Source organism: Streptomyces sp. NPDC126510 (genome assembly GCF_040302345.1).
Lineage (GTDB): Bacteria > Actinomycetota > Actinomycetes > Streptomycetales > Streptomycetaceae > Streptomyces.
In genome coordinates this window covers 168,115-180,450 of record NZ_JBEORR010000016.1, presented here as the reverse complement: position 1 = coordinate 180,450, position 12,336 = coordinate 168,115, and the positions used below count along the sequence as shown (strand labels likewise).

Genomic DNA, 12,336 nt, shown 5'->3' with positions numbered 1-12,336 from the left:
TGCGGCTACGCGGGTGTCACCGCGTGGCCGTAGCGCAGCAGGTTGTCCGGGTCGTAGACGGCCTTGTCGTGGCGTAGGCGTGCGTAGACCTCCGGGGTCCAGGCGCGGGCGCGGTCCTGGTCGTCGCCGGGGGTGCCGTGGATGTTGACCATGGTGCGGCCCGTGCCGTACGGGGCCATGGCGTTGTAGAGGCGGCGCGTCGCCTGTTCGACGGCCTCGGCGACGGGTGGGGCGGGCATGATGCCGACCGACTCCATGAAGTAGCGGGCGTCGCGGGCGCAGACGGCGTCCTCGACGGCCGACGGGCGGGCCAGCGCGCCGCCCATGTGCCGCAGTGAGGCGACCAGCAGCGGGTGGTCGGCGCCGGCCGCGGGGCCGACCTGCTCCAGGAACGTGTCGACGGCCTCGGGCGGCAGGTCGCGCAGGAGCATGCAGCACTCCCGTGCCGGGAGCGGGTCCTGCGGTTCCATGTGGATGCGGTCCAGGGCCGCGTGGTCCATCTCCTCGACCAGGTCGACGGCCACGGGTGCGGCGTCCCGCAGGGGGGCGATCAGGGCCTCCCCTTCGGCCGTGTCGCCCGGCCAGGCGATCGCGACCCGGGCCCAGAAGCCGCCGCGCAGCGGCTCGGGGATCTGGGGGATCGGCGGCAGGCGCAGGACGGAGAACATGCTGCACATCGCGTCGGGGACGGTGCGGGTCCAGTCCTTCCAGGCGCGCAGCAGGGCCTGCGTGTGCTCGGCGTGGCAGTACAGGCCACCGCCGTAGAGGCGGGGCAGCGGCAGCAGTTCGGTGACCAGCGAGGTCACGATGCCCACGTTGCCCTTGCCGCCGCGCAGTGCCCAGAAGAGTTCCGGTTCGTGCCGGGGATCCGACTCGCGCAGGTGCCCGTCCGGGGTGACGACCTGGAAGGAGCGGACCAGGTCGGCGGCGTAGCCGTAGGCCCTGCCGAGGACCGGGAGCCCGCCGCCCAGGGTGTAGCCGACGACGCCCGCGTCCGTGGAGGTGCCGCACAGGCCCGCCAGACCGTGAGGGGCGGCCGCGGCCATGACGTCGCTCCACTTGGCGCCCGCGGCGATGGTGGCGGTGCGGGTGGTGGGGTCCACGTCGACGTCCGTCATGCGGGCCGTGCTGATCAGCAGGCCGTGCTCGATCGGGAAGTTGGCGCCGTGGCCGGTGGCCTGGACCGCTACGGGGGTGTGGGTGGCGTTCGCCCAGCGCATGGCGGTGACGATGTCGTCGGGGCCGGTGGCTCCTACGACGACGTCCGGGGTGTGGAGGGCGGCCAGGTTGAAGCCGGTGACCTCGTCGGCGTAGGCGGGGGCGCCGGGGCGCAGGACCGGGCCGTTGATCTCCGAGAGGGCGAAGAGGTCTGGGGTGTGGGGGTGGGCTGTCATCGCGTCCTCCGTGGGGGCGTACGGAGGGACGGCGGCGGTGTGGGGGCCGTCGGGGTCCTTGTTGTTTCAGGATGGACCCGGAGATTGTCGGGCGCATCGCGGGGCTGCGGGCTGCGAGGTGCTCGGCGTGGGGGCTGGAGGCGGGGGGTTTCGCAGCCCGGCGGAGCGGGGTGCTGCCGCGCCCACCCGTGCCGCCCCTAGCGGCACGCATGCCCGCGGCGAGGTCGGTGCGCGAGTGCGCTCGGGGCCGACAGGGCGTCGGTATCGGGGGGTTTGGGGCGGGCGTAGCGTAGGGGGCATGACGACGTACGGATCTTTCCCCGGTACTCGGCCGCGGCGGTTGCGGACCAACCCCGTGATGCGTCGGATGGTCGCCGAGACCCGACTGCACCCCGCCGATCTCATTCTTCCGGCCTTCGTGCGGGAGGGCGTCAGCGAGCCCGTGCCGATCGCGGCCATGCCGGGGGTCGTGCAGCACACCCGGGACAGCCTGAAGAAGGCCGCCGCGGAGGCGGTCGCGGCGGGGATCTCCGGGATCATGCTGTTCGGCGTGCCGGAGGAGTCGAAGAAGGACGCGCTCGGGACGCCGGGCACCGACCCGGACGGGATCCTCCAGGTCGCCCTGCGGGACGTGCGCGCCGAAGTCGGCGACGACCTGCTCGTCATGTCCGACCTGTGCCTCGACGAGACCACCGACCACGGGCACTGCGGCGTGCTCGACGAGCAGGGACGGGTCGACAACGACGCCACCCTGGAGCGGTACGCCGAGATGGCCCAGGTGCAGGCCGACGCCGGCGCCCATGTCGTCGGGCCCAGCGGGATGATGGACGGGCAGGTCGGGGTCGTCCGTGACGCACTCGACCAGATCGGACGGGAGGACGTCGCGATCCTCGCCTACACCGTCAAGTACGCCTCCGCCTTCTACGGGCCCTTCCGTGAGGCCGTCGGCTCGTCCCTGCAGGGGGACCGCAAGACCTACCAGCAGGATCCCGCGAACATCCGGGAGTCGCTGCGCGAGCTCGCCCTCGACCTGGAGGAGGGCGCCGACATGGTGATGGTCAAGCCGGCCGGGCCCTACCTGGACATCCTCGCCCGGGTCGCGGACGAGGTGGACGTGCCGGTCGCCGCCTACCAGATCTCCGGCGAGTACTCGATGATCGAGGCCGCCGCCGAGAAGGGCTGGATCGACCGGGACCGGGCGATCATGGAGGCCCTGACCGGTATCCGGCGGGCCGGTGCGCGCAGCATCCTCACCTACTGGGCCACCGAAGTGGCCCAGAAGCTCAAGGACCGGTAGAGCGGGGCTCAGTAGGACAGCGCGTCGTCCATGTCGCGCAGCCAGTAGGTGACCTTCAGGGTGCTGTCGTAGTACACGCCCTTGGCCGGCAGGACCGGGATCGCCGAGGGGCCGCCGTCGCTGTTCGGCGTGCGGCCCTGGAAGCCGACCGTGAGCTTGCGGCCGGTGGTGCCCCACTCGCCGCTGCCGTCGGCCGCCGACAGCGAGACGCCCGCGTAGCCGGACTCGCCGGGGGCCAGGGTCACCACCGCCTGCGGCTGGGAGTCCTCGATCGGCCGCGGCGCCCACTGCATCTCGTCGAAGCGCAGCATCGGGTAGTACGTCAGGTCGCACGTCTTCGAGCCGGTGTTCTTCACCGTGAGCAGCATGTGGTTGACGGGGCGGCGGACCGGCTGGGCGGTGACGGTGGTGTTGGAGCCGTTGCAGGAGACACGGGCAGCGGTGGTGTCCTTCGCCGGCGTCACGTCCTTCACGTCCTTCACGCCCTGCGTGGCCTTGGTGGCCTTCGTGACCTGCTGGGCCGGGACGGTCGCCCAGGCCGGCTCGGGGTGGGCGGCTCCCTCGTCCTTCGTGCCGGTGCCGTCCTGGCATGCCGTCAGGGCGAGGGCGGCCAGGAGGGCGACGGGAAGGGCGCGGTACTTGCGCATGCTTGCGTTTCCTTTCGGACAAAGACGGTGGGTAAGCGGGCCCGGGTGGGTCGCGCTGCCGGTGGGCCGGGAGCGGCGTGCTTGGATGACCAGAGCTTGTGCGGTGATCCGTCCCGGCCGCCAGACCAGGCGGGAGATCAGGGATGTTGGAACGCCCGCACATGCTCTGACCAGGGAGAACAGTCATTCCCTGGAACGGGGGAACGGGACACGGGGCATGGAGGGGCAGTGTCGGAAGGCACGACGGCGGGGGAATTCGCCGCGCTGTTGGGGGAGTTGAAGGAGCGCTCGGGGCTGAGCTACGGGGTGCTCGCCAAGCGGCTCCACATCAGTACGTCGACGCTGCACCGGTACTGCAACGGGGATGCCGTGCCGACCGATTACGCGCCGGTGGAGCGGCTCGCCCGGCTGTGCAAGGCGTCGCCGACGGAACTCGTCGAGCTGCACCGGCGCTGGGTGCTGGCGGACGCGGGGCGGGCGCGCAAGGGGAGCGGCGGTACGCGGAGCGGTGGTACGCGGAGCGGTGGTTCGGGGAGCGCTTCTGCCGGGAGTGTTGGGGCGGGGAGCAGCGCTGCGGAGGTGATCTCTGCCGCGGGGGCGGTCGACGTTCCGGCGCCGGGCGCGGCCGGGCCCGCGGATGCCGCCGTTCCTGCGCCGGCCGGGCCCGCGGATGCCGCCGTTCCTGCGCCGGCCGGGCCCGCGGACGCCGAGGTTCCCGCGCGCGAGCAGTCCCCGGACGCCGAGGTTCCCGTGCCGGAACAGCCGCCCGCGGGCCGGAGCCGTCGCCGGGCGGTCCTCGCCGGGGTCGCCGCGGCCGTGGTCCTCGGCGGGGTCGGCCTGGCCGTGGCCGTTCCCCAGGGCGGGGCCGACGACGAGGGGCGGAGACGGCCCGGAGCGGCGGTGGCCTCCGGCGGTGCCGGTGCGCCGGAGAGGGCGGGCACGACGGCCTCCGTGTCGCCCTCGGCCGGTTCGTCCTCCAAGGGCAGCGAGGACGAAAGCGTGGGCAAGGGCAAGGGCAAGGGCAAGGACAGGGAGAAGGAGGAGAAGGCGAGTGCCTCGGCGCCTCCCCCCTCGGCCTCCGCCACCGCAAGGGCCGAGCGCCCGGGCCGTGATGCCGCCCCCGCCGCCGTTCCTCTCACCGTGACCACCGAGCCGCACGCATGGGAGAGCCCCTGCTCCCAGCGCTATCTGGTGAATCTGCCGCCGGGGCAGGTCCGACCGCCGCCGATGGAGCAGGGCGCGCCGGGCTGGGTGGCGGCGATGGGAGCCGTGCCGTCGGGGGAGCAGTTGCTGAAGCTGACCGTGCAGGGGAAAGGCAAGGAGACCGTGGTCGTCAAGGGGCTGACGGTCCGGACGGCCGGCAAGCGGGCGCCGCTCGCCTGGAACGACTACGCCATGGGGTATCCGGGCGTCGGCTGCGGCGGTGGCGTGCCGACCAGGTTCTTCACGGTCGCCCTCGACGCCGCGCGCCCCGGGGTGGTGCCGGACGCGGGGCACGCGGACTTCCCCTTCAAGGTGAGTGAGAGCGACCCCGAGATGTACTACATCCGGGCCGACGCCTCCGCGTACGACGTCAGTTGGTACCTGGAGCTGCGCTGGTCCAGCGGGGGCCGGACGGGCACGCTGACCGTGGACGACCACGGCCGGCCCTTCCGTACGAGCGGCAACAACGGGCGTCCGGCCTACGAGTTCCCGCTGGGCGGCGAGGAGTGGGTCGAGGAGGGGACCACGCAGTAGTGCCGCGGGACGGCTCAGTGGAACTCGTGGACCAGCTCGATCTTTCCGACGATGTGGGCGTTGAACTCGTCGAGTTCCTCGGCCGGGACCCACAGCTCCAGGATGGTGCGGCCGCCGGCCTGCCGGACCGGGTAGCGGGTCAGGAACTCGGTGTCGACCTCGAACCGGGTGACGAAGCCGGCCCCGTCGTGCTTCACGTTCCAGTCGCGGGCGATCTTGATGGCGTAGTCCTCGTCGAGGACCGGGTAGAAGATCGGCTGCTCGGGAAGCCGGGGCGGCCAGGCGCGCCAGTCGAGGTCCCGGACCAGGTCCAGCTCCTTGGGGCCGGTGGGGCGCCAGAGGGTCGTCGTCGCTCGGATGTCGTTTTGCACGGGCACCATCAAATCAGTTGAACCGTTAGGTTGTTGACCGTCGTAGTAGTTGTTGGTTGAACTACACACTCTTCAGGGAGACGTCCATGTCCGGTGACGCCCTCAGCCAGGATCCCGCCGAGCTGCAGAGGAGGATCAACAGCAGCAAGGCGCACCCGGCCCGGGTCTACGACGTCTTCCTCGGCGGCAAGGACCACTACCCCGCCGACCGGGACGCGGCCGCCGCCGCGCTGGCCGCCAACCCGCGCGGGTACCTCGACGTCCGGCACAACCGTGACTTCCTCCGGCGCGCGGTGACCACGCTCGTGGAACAGGACGGCATCCGGCAGTTCCTCGACATCGGGACCGGGCTGCCCACCGCCGAGAACGTGCACCAGATCGCGCAGCGCATCACACCCGAGTCGCGGGTCGTGTACGTCGACAACGACCCCGTGGTGCTCGCACACGCCCGCGCCCTGCTGACCAGCGGCCCCGAGGGGCGCACGGACTACATCGACGCCGACCTCCGCGACCCGGCCCGCATCCTCGAACAGGCCGCCAAGACCCTGGACTTCGACCAGCCGGTCGCGCTCTGCCTGGTCGCGATCCTGCACTTCGTCGCCGACGAGGAGGCCTATCCGCTGGTGAGCGGGCTGCTCGACGAACTGCCCGTCGGCAGCCGGCTGGTCCTGAGCCACCTCACCGACGATCTCAACCCCGAGAACATCCGCGCGGTCCAACGCACCTACACCGAGCGCGGCTTCACTTTCGTGCTGCGTTCCCGGGCCGACATCGAGCGGTTCTTCACCGAGAACCAGTTGGAGATCGCCGACCCGGGGGTCGTCCCCGCACACCGCTGGCGGCCCGACCACGCCGCCCCCGTCCCCGAGCAGCCGGAGGAGTCCTTCCTCGCGGGGCTGGAGGAGATCGACAAGGTGCGGTACCGCGACATCAACGACGTCACGGACGCGGACATCAACGTGTACGCGGCGATCGGCGCGAAGGGGTGAGCCGGGGGTTCCGGGGCCGCGTCCGTGCGCGCCCGGCGTCCGGATCCCGGAAACCTGCTTGTAGACGGCACGTACCTCTCTAGGCTGCGGGGCACCAGGCGTCACCGCAGCCGAAGGAGTCGTGTCATGACCGTCGCCGAGCCCCTGCCCACCCACTCTCCCGTGCCGCCCCTGGCCGCGCGGGCGCGGGCCGTCGGCGGCTCTCCCGTACGCGACATCCTCGCCGTCACCGCCCGCCCCGACGTGATCAACTTCGCGGGCGGGCTCCCGGCGCCGGAACTGTTCGACGCCCAGGGCATCGCCGCCGCGTACGAGGCCGTGCTCGCCGGGGCGCCCGCGCGGGCGCTGCAGTACTCCACCACCGAGGGCGAACCCGCGCTGCGGGACGCGCTCGCCGCCCGGACCACCGCGCGCGGTCTGCCGACCGGCCCCGACGACCTGCTCGTCACCACCGGTTCCCAGCAGGCGCTTTCGCTCCTGGCCACCGCGCTCCTCGAACCCGGCGACACCGTCCTCGTCGAGAACCCCTGCTATCTGGCGGCACTTCAGGCCTTCGGGTTCGCCGGGGCGCGCATCGTGGCCGTGCCCGGCGACGAACACGGCGTCGACCCCGGGGCCCTGGAGGAACTCGTCGTGCGGGAGCGGCCCAAGCTGCTCTACACCGTGCCCACCTTCCAGAACCCGACCGGGCGGACCCTGCCCGCCGAACGCCGCGCAGCCGTGGCCGGAGTCGCCGCCCGGCGCGGCCTGTGGATCGTCGAGGACGACCCCTACGGCGAGCTGCGCTACGACGGTGAGCGCGTGCCGTGGATCGCCGCCCACCCGGGCGCCGAGGACCGGACCGTGCTGCTCGGCAGCTTCTCCAAGGTCATGGCACCGGGGCTGCGGCTGGGCTGGCTGCGGGCGCCCGGGGAGCTGAGGCGGGCCTGTGCCGTCGCCAAGCAGGCCGCCGACCTGCACACCCCGACCGTCAACCAGCTCGCCGCGGCCCGCTACCTCGCCGACAACGACCTCGACGCCCATGTCGCCCGCGTCGCCGGCGTGTACCGCGAACGCCGCGACGCGATGCTCTCCGGGCTCGCCGGGGCGCTGCCCTCGGGGTCGGTCTGGAACCGGCCCGAGGGCGGCATGTTCCTCTGGGCCCGGCTACCGGAGCCGTACGACACGACGGCGCTGCTGCCGCAGGTGGTCCGGCAGAACGTGGCCTACGTCCCCGGCGCACCCTTCTACGCCGGCACGCCCGACCGGACGACCCTGCGGCTGTGCTTCGTGACGCAGACGCCCGAGGAGATCGGGGAGGGGCTGCGCCGGCTGGGGGAGGGGCTCAGTCCCACCAGAAGTGCCACGTCCGCTGGTTGAGGACCTGCTGATCGGCATAGGCCGTGAGGCTCGGGTCCGTGCCCTGGTGGATGTTGTCGGGGCAGAACGCGAAGTGCTCGGCGGCGACGGCCTGCGCGGCGGCCGGGGTGGTGGGCGGGCTCGCCACGGACACCAGCAGGTGATCGAAGCCGAGGGCCACGACGCGTATGCCGAAGCGGTCCTCCCAGGAGCGGAGCACCGCGCTGAGCCGGGCCGTGTCGCCCTCGTGGTTCACCGGCCCCGTCCACCCGATCGCCGTCGGGAGGTCCGCGCTGCGGCGGGCCGGGACCAGGGCGAGGCGGGGCTCTTTGAACGGGCCGCCGTCGCCGAGCAGGGCGTCCGCGACGTCGGCGGCCAGGGCGTCCGGGTCCCGGCCCCGGTCGAGAGGCCCGGCCGGTCCGGGCCATGCCTCTCCCCGCGCGGCGTACTCCTCCCAGTACTCGGCGAGCACCTCCTCAGCGTCGTGGTCCCCGGGGTAGGACACCTCGCCGGGCATCAACTCCCATCGGTCCGGCCCGCCATGGCCGTCGCCCGTCTCCAGCACGAGGGGCAGCAGTCCCGCCCGGCGGGCCGGCTCCAGTGCCGCCCAGCCGCCCGGAAGAGCCCGTCCGTCCGCGCACCACAGCAGCGGCTCGTGCCAGGGGCCCTTATCGGTGGTGTCGAGGAGCGTCCCAGCGGGGAGCCGAAGGCCGAGCGAGCCGCCGCTCGGGTCTGCCGCCAGGGTCGGCAGGGGGTTGGGAAGAGTCGCCATGGTGGTGACTGTAGAGCCGGCCACCGACATCCCGACCGGCCCGGCGACCGTCGGAGCAGTGGTTCCGCAACGCCCGAAAGCGGCACTCCTCAGAGGAGTGCCGCCCTCGGGGCTGTCGGCCGGAGCCCCGGCTCAGAGGCGCTCGGGGGTCCGGATGCCCAGCAGGTTCATGCCCTGGTGGAGCGTGCGGGCCGTGATGTCGCACAGGAACAGGCGGTTCTCGATCTGCTCGGGCGTCTCGGCCTTGAGGACCGGGCACTTGTCGTAGAACGTCGTGTACAGCGACGCCAGCTGGTACAGATACGCCGCCAGCTTGTGCGGTGCGTACTCCGCGGCGGCTTCGAAGACCGTGTCGCCGAACGTGTCCAGGTGCAGCCCGAGCGCCCGCTCCGCCGGGGTGAGTTCGAGCTCCGGGCGCGCGACCGGCTTCGTCTCGCCGGCCTTGCGCAGGATCGACTGGATCCGGGCGTACGCGTACTGGAGGTAGACGGACGTGTCGCCGTTCAGCGACACCATCTGGTCCAGGTCGAACTTGTAGTCCCGGTTCGGCGACGTCGACAGGTCCGCGTACTTCACGGCACCGATGCCGACCTGCGCGGCCCGCTCCTGGATCTCGTCCTCGGTGAGGTCCTGTGCCTTCTCCCGTACGACCTCGGCGGCCCGCTGCACCGCCTCGTCCAGCAGATCCTCCAGCCGTACGGTCTCGCCCTCACGCGTCTTGAACGGCTTGCCGTCCGCGCCGAGCACCGTGCCGTAGCCCATGTTGTGCGCGGTGATGTGCTCGCCCAGCCAGCCGGCCCGGCGGGCCGTCTCGAAGACCATCTTGAAGTGGAGCGACTGGCGTACGTCCACGACGTACAGCAACGTCGTCGCCCGCAGGTCGAAGACGCGGTTGCGGATCGCCGTCAGGTCGGAGGCCGCGTAGCCGAAGCCGCCGTCCGCCTTCTGCACGATCAGCGGGACAGGCTGGTCGTCCTTGCCGCGGATCTCGTCGAAGAACACCACGAGCGCGCCCTCGGAGCGCACCGCGACACCCATCTCCTCCAGGAGGCGGGCGGTCTCGGGCATGCCCTCGTTGTAGGCGGACTCGCCGACGATCTCCTCGTCGCGGATCTGCATGTCGAGCTTCTCGAAGACGGAGTAGAAGTAGACCTTCGACTCGTCCACGAACTGCTGCCACAGCTCGAGCGTCTCCTTGTCACCGGACTGCAGGGCGACGACCCGCTTGCGGGCCCGCTCCTTGAACTCCTCGTCCGCGTCGAAGAGCGCACGCGACGCCTTGTACACCCGGTTCAGGTTGCTCATCGCCTGCTCGCCGTCGACGTCGGCCGCGGGGGCCAGCTCGCCGGGGTGCTCGAACAGGTACTGGATGAGCATGCCGAACTGGGTGCCCCAGTCGCCGATGTGGTGCCGGCCGATCGTCTTCTCGCCGGTGAAGTCGAGCATGCCGCGCAGGGCGTCGCCGATGACCGCCGACCGCAGGTGACCGACGTGCATCTCCTTCGCCACGTTCGGCTGGGCGTAGTCGACGACCGTGATGCCCGCGTTCTCCTTCAGCGGCACGCCGAGACGCTCGCCGTCCGCGTGCCGCGCGGCGAGGTTCTCCGTGATCGCGCGGTCGGTGATCGTGACGTTCAGGAAGCCGGGGCCGGAGACCTCGACGTCCTTGATCAGCTCGCCCGACTCGACCCGGGAGACGACCTGGGTGGCCAGCTCGCGCGGGTTGGCCTTCTCCTTCTTGGCGAGGGCCAGGATCCCGTTGGCCTGGAAGTCGGCCCGGTCGCTTCGTCGCAGCAGCGGGTCCGCGGAGCCGGCCTGCGGCAGAGCCGCCGACAGGGCCGCCGCGAGGCGCTGGTGGACGGAGTCGCTGAGGGACGTGACCGAGGCCATGGGCGAGGGTGCCGTTCTCCTAGGAAAATCGATGGACCCGGCCAGTATCCCATGGGGGTAAAGCCGTTTTTCCGGGCGCGAGGCGGTCTGGGACAATGATGCGGTCAGCCGTGCGACCGTACCGGCTGCCCGATGCAGAAAGAAGGACGTGCCGATCGTGGCTCAGAGCACCGAGACCACCGACTGGGTCTCCCGTTTCGCGGATGAGGTCATCGAGGAGTCGGAGCGCCGGGCCCCGGGCAAACCCGTCGTTGTCGCGTCCGGGCTCTCGCCGTCCGGCCCCATCCACCTCGGCAATCTGCGCGAGGTCATGACCCCGCACCTCGTCGCCGACGAGATCCGCCGCCGCGGCCACCAGGTGCGGCACCTGATCTCCTGGGACGACTACGACCGCTACCGCAAGGTGCCCGAGGGCATCGCCGGTGTCGACAAGAAGGCCTGGGAGGAGCACATCGGCAAGCCGCTGACGTCCGTCCCGGCGCCGAAGGGTTCCTCGCACCCGAACTGGGCCGAGCACTTCAAGGCCGCGATGATCGAGTCGCTGGCCGAGCTGGGCGTGGAGTTCGACGGCATCAGTCAGACCGAGCAGTACACCTCCGGCGTGTACCGCGAGCAGATCCTGCACGCCATCAGGCACCGCGGCGACATCGACGCGATCCTCGACCAGTACCGCACGAAGAAGGCCCCGGCGAAGAAGCAGCAGGGGCAGAAGCCGGTCGACGAGGCCGAGCTGGAGGCCGCCGAGGGCTCCGGCGCGGCCGGCGAGGACGACGGCAGCTCCACCGCCGCCGGGTACTTCCCGTACAAGCCGTACTGCGGCAACTGCGAGAAGGACCTCACCACCGTCACGTCCTACGACGACGACTCCACCGAGCTGACCTACGCCTGCACGGCGTGCGGCTTCTCCGAGACGGTCCGGCTGAACGAGTTCAACCGCGGCAAGCTGGTCTGGAAGGTCGACTGGCCGATGCGGTGGGCGTACGAGGGCGTGATCTTCGAGCCCTCCGGCGTCGACCACTCCTCCCCGGGGTCGTCGTTCCAGGTCGGCGGGCAGATCGTCGGCATCTTCGGCGGGAAGCAGCCGATCGGGCCGATGTACGCGTTCGTCGGCATCTCCGGCATGGCGAAGATGTCGTCCTCGAAGGGCGGTGTGCCCACCCCGGCCGACGCCCTGCAGATCATGGAACCGCAGCTGCTGCGCTGGCTGTACGCGCGCCGCAGGCCCAACCAGTCCTTCAAGGTCGCCTTCGACCAGGAGATCCAGCGGCTCTACGACGAGTGGGACCGGCTCGACGCCAAGGTCGCCGACGGCAGCGCCCTGCCGGCCGACGTCGCCGCGCACTCCCGTGCGGTGCGCACGGCCGCCGGTGAGCTGCCCCGGACGTCCCGGCCGCTGCCGTACCGGACGCTGGCGTCCGTCGCGGACATCACCGCCGGGCACGAGGACCAGGCGTTGCGCATCCTCAGCGAGCTCGACCCCGAGCAGCCGCTGACCTCGCTCGACGAGGCGCGCCCGCGCTACGACAAGGCCGAGGCCTGGATCAACACGCACGTCCCGGCCGACCAGCGGACGATCGTGCGCGACGAGCCGGACGCCGAGCTGCTGAAGTCGCTCGACGAGCAGGGCCGCGAGTCGCTGCGGCTGCTGCTCGACGGGCTGGCCGATCACTGGTCGCTCGACGGGTTGACGCACCTGGTGTACGGCGTGCCGAAGGTGCAGGCCGGGTTCTCCGCCGACGCCACGCCGAAGGAGCTGCCGCCGGAGATCAAGACCGCCCAGCGGTCCTTCTTCGCGCTGCTCTACCACCTGCTGGTGGGCCGTGACACCGGGCCGCGGCTGCCCACGCTGCTGCTGGCGGTCGGGCAGGACCGGGTGCGGGCGCTGCTCGCCGCGTAGGGAA

10 protein-coding genes are annotated in these 12,336 nt (G+C 71.7%); 5 read left to right on the top strand and 5 right to left on the bottom strand.

Going from position 1 to position 12,336, the window contains the following annotated elements:
- Window positions 1–5: 5 nt before the first annotated feature.
- Window positions 6–1,394, bottom strand: a complete 1,389-nt coding sequence (locus ABTX60_RS23830) for an FAD-binding oxidoreductase (RefSeq protein ID WP_352099021.1) — start codon at window positions 1,392–1,394, stop codon at window positions 6–8.
- Window positions 1,395–1,692: 298 nt separating this feature from the next.
- On the opposite strand from ABTX60_RS23830, the gene hemB reads away from it, so the two are divergent.
- Complete coding sequence (hemB, locus tag ABTX60_RS23825) at window positions 1,693–2,691, top strand: porphobilinogen synthase (RefSeq protein ID WP_352099020.1); 999 nt, start codon at window positions 1,693–1,695, stop codon at window positions 2,689–2,691.
- Between the two features lie 8 nt (window positions 2,692–2,699).
- Here hemB and ABTX60_RS23820 read toward each other — a convergent pair whose 3' ends face one another.
- On the bottom strand, window positions 2,700–3,338 hold the full coding sequence (locus ABTX60_RS23820; RefSeq protein WP_352099019.1) for a DUF4232 domain-containing protein: 639 nt from the start codon (window positions 3,336–3,338) through the stop codon (window positions 2,700–2,702).
- Between the two features lie 228 nt (window positions 3,339–3,566).
- On the opposite strand from ABTX60_RS23820, the gene ABTX60_RS23815 reads away from it, so the two are divergent.
- Complete coding sequence (locus tag ABTX60_RS23815) at window positions 3,567–5,075, top strand: helix-turn-helix domain-containing protein (protein WP_352099018.1); 1,509 nt, start codon at window positions 3,567–3,569, stop codon at window positions 5,073–5,075.
- A gap of 14 nt (window positions 5,076–5,089) precedes the next feature.
- Here the strand turns inward: ABTX60_RS23815 and ABTX60_RS23810 are convergent, their stop codons facing one another.
- Window positions 5,090–5,455, bottom strand: a complete 366-nt coding sequence (locus ABTX60_RS23810) for a hypothetical protein (RefSeq protein WP_352099017.1) — start codon at window positions 5,453–5,455, stop codon at window positions 5,090–5,092.
- A gap of 77 nt (window positions 5,456–5,532) precedes the next feature.
- Between ABTX60_RS23810 and ABTX60_RS23805 the strand changes: the two genes are divergently transcribed.
- Together ABTX60_RS23805 and ABTX60_RS23800 are read left to right on the top strand one after the other, a co-directional pair.
- Window positions 5,533–6,435 (top strand): SAM-dependent methyltransferase, encoded by a 903-nt coding sequence (locus ABTX60_RS23805; RefSeq protein WP_352099016.1) that lies wholly within the window; start codon window positions 5,533–5,535, stop codon window positions 6,433–6,435.
- Window positions 6,436–6,561: 126 nt separating this feature from the next.
- Window positions 6,562–7,794 carry an aminotransferase-like domain-containing protein gene (locus ABTX60_RS23800; RefSeq protein ID WP_352099015.1) on the top strand — a complete coding sequence of 411 codons (1,233 nt, stop codon included), beginning with the start codon at window positions 6,562–6,564 and terminating at the stop codon, window positions 7,792–7,794.
- On the opposite strand, the gene ABTX60_RS23795 is transcribed toward ABTX60_RS23800, so the two are convergent.
- Both ABTX60_RS23795 and argS read right to left on the bottom strand, forming a co-directional pair.
- Window positions 7,760–8,545 carry a DUF4253 domain-containing protein gene (locus tag ABTX60_RS23795; protein ID WP_352099014.1) on the bottom strand — a complete coding sequence of 262 codons (786 nt, stop codon included), beginning with the start codon at window positions 8,543–8,545 and terminating at the stop codon, window positions 7,760–7,762. The two genes, ABTX60_RS23800 and ABTX60_RS23795, sit on opposite strands and share 35 nt — an antisense overlap.
- A 132-nt stretch (window positions 8,546–8,677) precedes the next feature.
- Window positions 8,678–10,435, bottom strand: coding sequence for an arginine--tRNA ligase (gene argS, locus ABTX60_RS23790; RefSeq protein WP_352099013.1), 1,758 nt, complete (start codon window positions 10,433–10,435; stop codon window positions 8,678–8,680).
- A 148-nt stretch (window positions 10,436–10,583) separates the two neighbouring features.
- On the opposite strand from argS, the gene lysS reads away from it, so the two are divergent.
- On the top strand, window positions 10,584–12,332 hold the full coding sequence (gene lysS, locus ABTX60_RS23785) for a lysine--tRNA ligase (protein ID WP_352099012.1): 1,749 nt from the start codon (window positions 10,584–10,586) through the stop codon (window positions 12,330–12,332).
- Window positions 12,333–12,336: the final 4 nt, after the last annotated feature.

What these genes read in the sequence shown, in the direction of transcription:
- ABTX60_RS23820 (WP_352099019.1), bottom strand. Translation starts at nt 3,338, where the DNA reads ATGCGCAAGTACCGCGCCCTTCCCGTCGCCCTCCTGGCCGCCCTCGCC.
- argS (WP_352099013.1), bottom strand. Translation starts at nt 10,435, where the DNA reads ATGGCCTCGGTCACGTCCCTCAGCGACTCCGTCCACCAGCGCCTCGCG.
- ABTX60_RS23830 (WP_352099021.1), bottom strand. Translation starts at nt 1,394, where the DNA reads ATGACAGCCCACCCCCACACCCCAGACCTCTTCGCCCTCTCGGAGATC.
- hemB (WP_352099020.1), top strand. Translation starts at nt 1,693, where the DNA reads ATGACGACGTACGGATCTTTCCCCGGTACTCGGCCGCGGCGGTTGCGG.
- ABTX60_RS23800 (WP_352099015.1), top strand. Translation starts at nt 6,562, where the DNA reads ATGACCGTCGCCGAGCCCCTGCCCACCCACTCTCCCGTGCCGCCCCTG.
- ABTX60_RS23805 (WP_352099016.1), top strand. Translation starts at nt 5,533, where the DNA reads ATGTCCGGTGACGCCCTCAGCCAGGATCCCGCCGAGCTGCAGAGGAGG.
- ABTX60_RS23795 (WP_352099014.1), bottom strand. Translation starts at nt 8,545, where the DNA reads ATGGCGACTCTTCCCAACCCCCTGCCGACCCTGGCGGCAGACCCGAGC.
- ABTX60_RS23810 (WP_352099017.1), bottom strand. Translation starts at nt 5,455, where the DNA reads ATGGTGCCCGTGCAAAACGACATCCGAGCGACGACGACCCTCTGGCGC.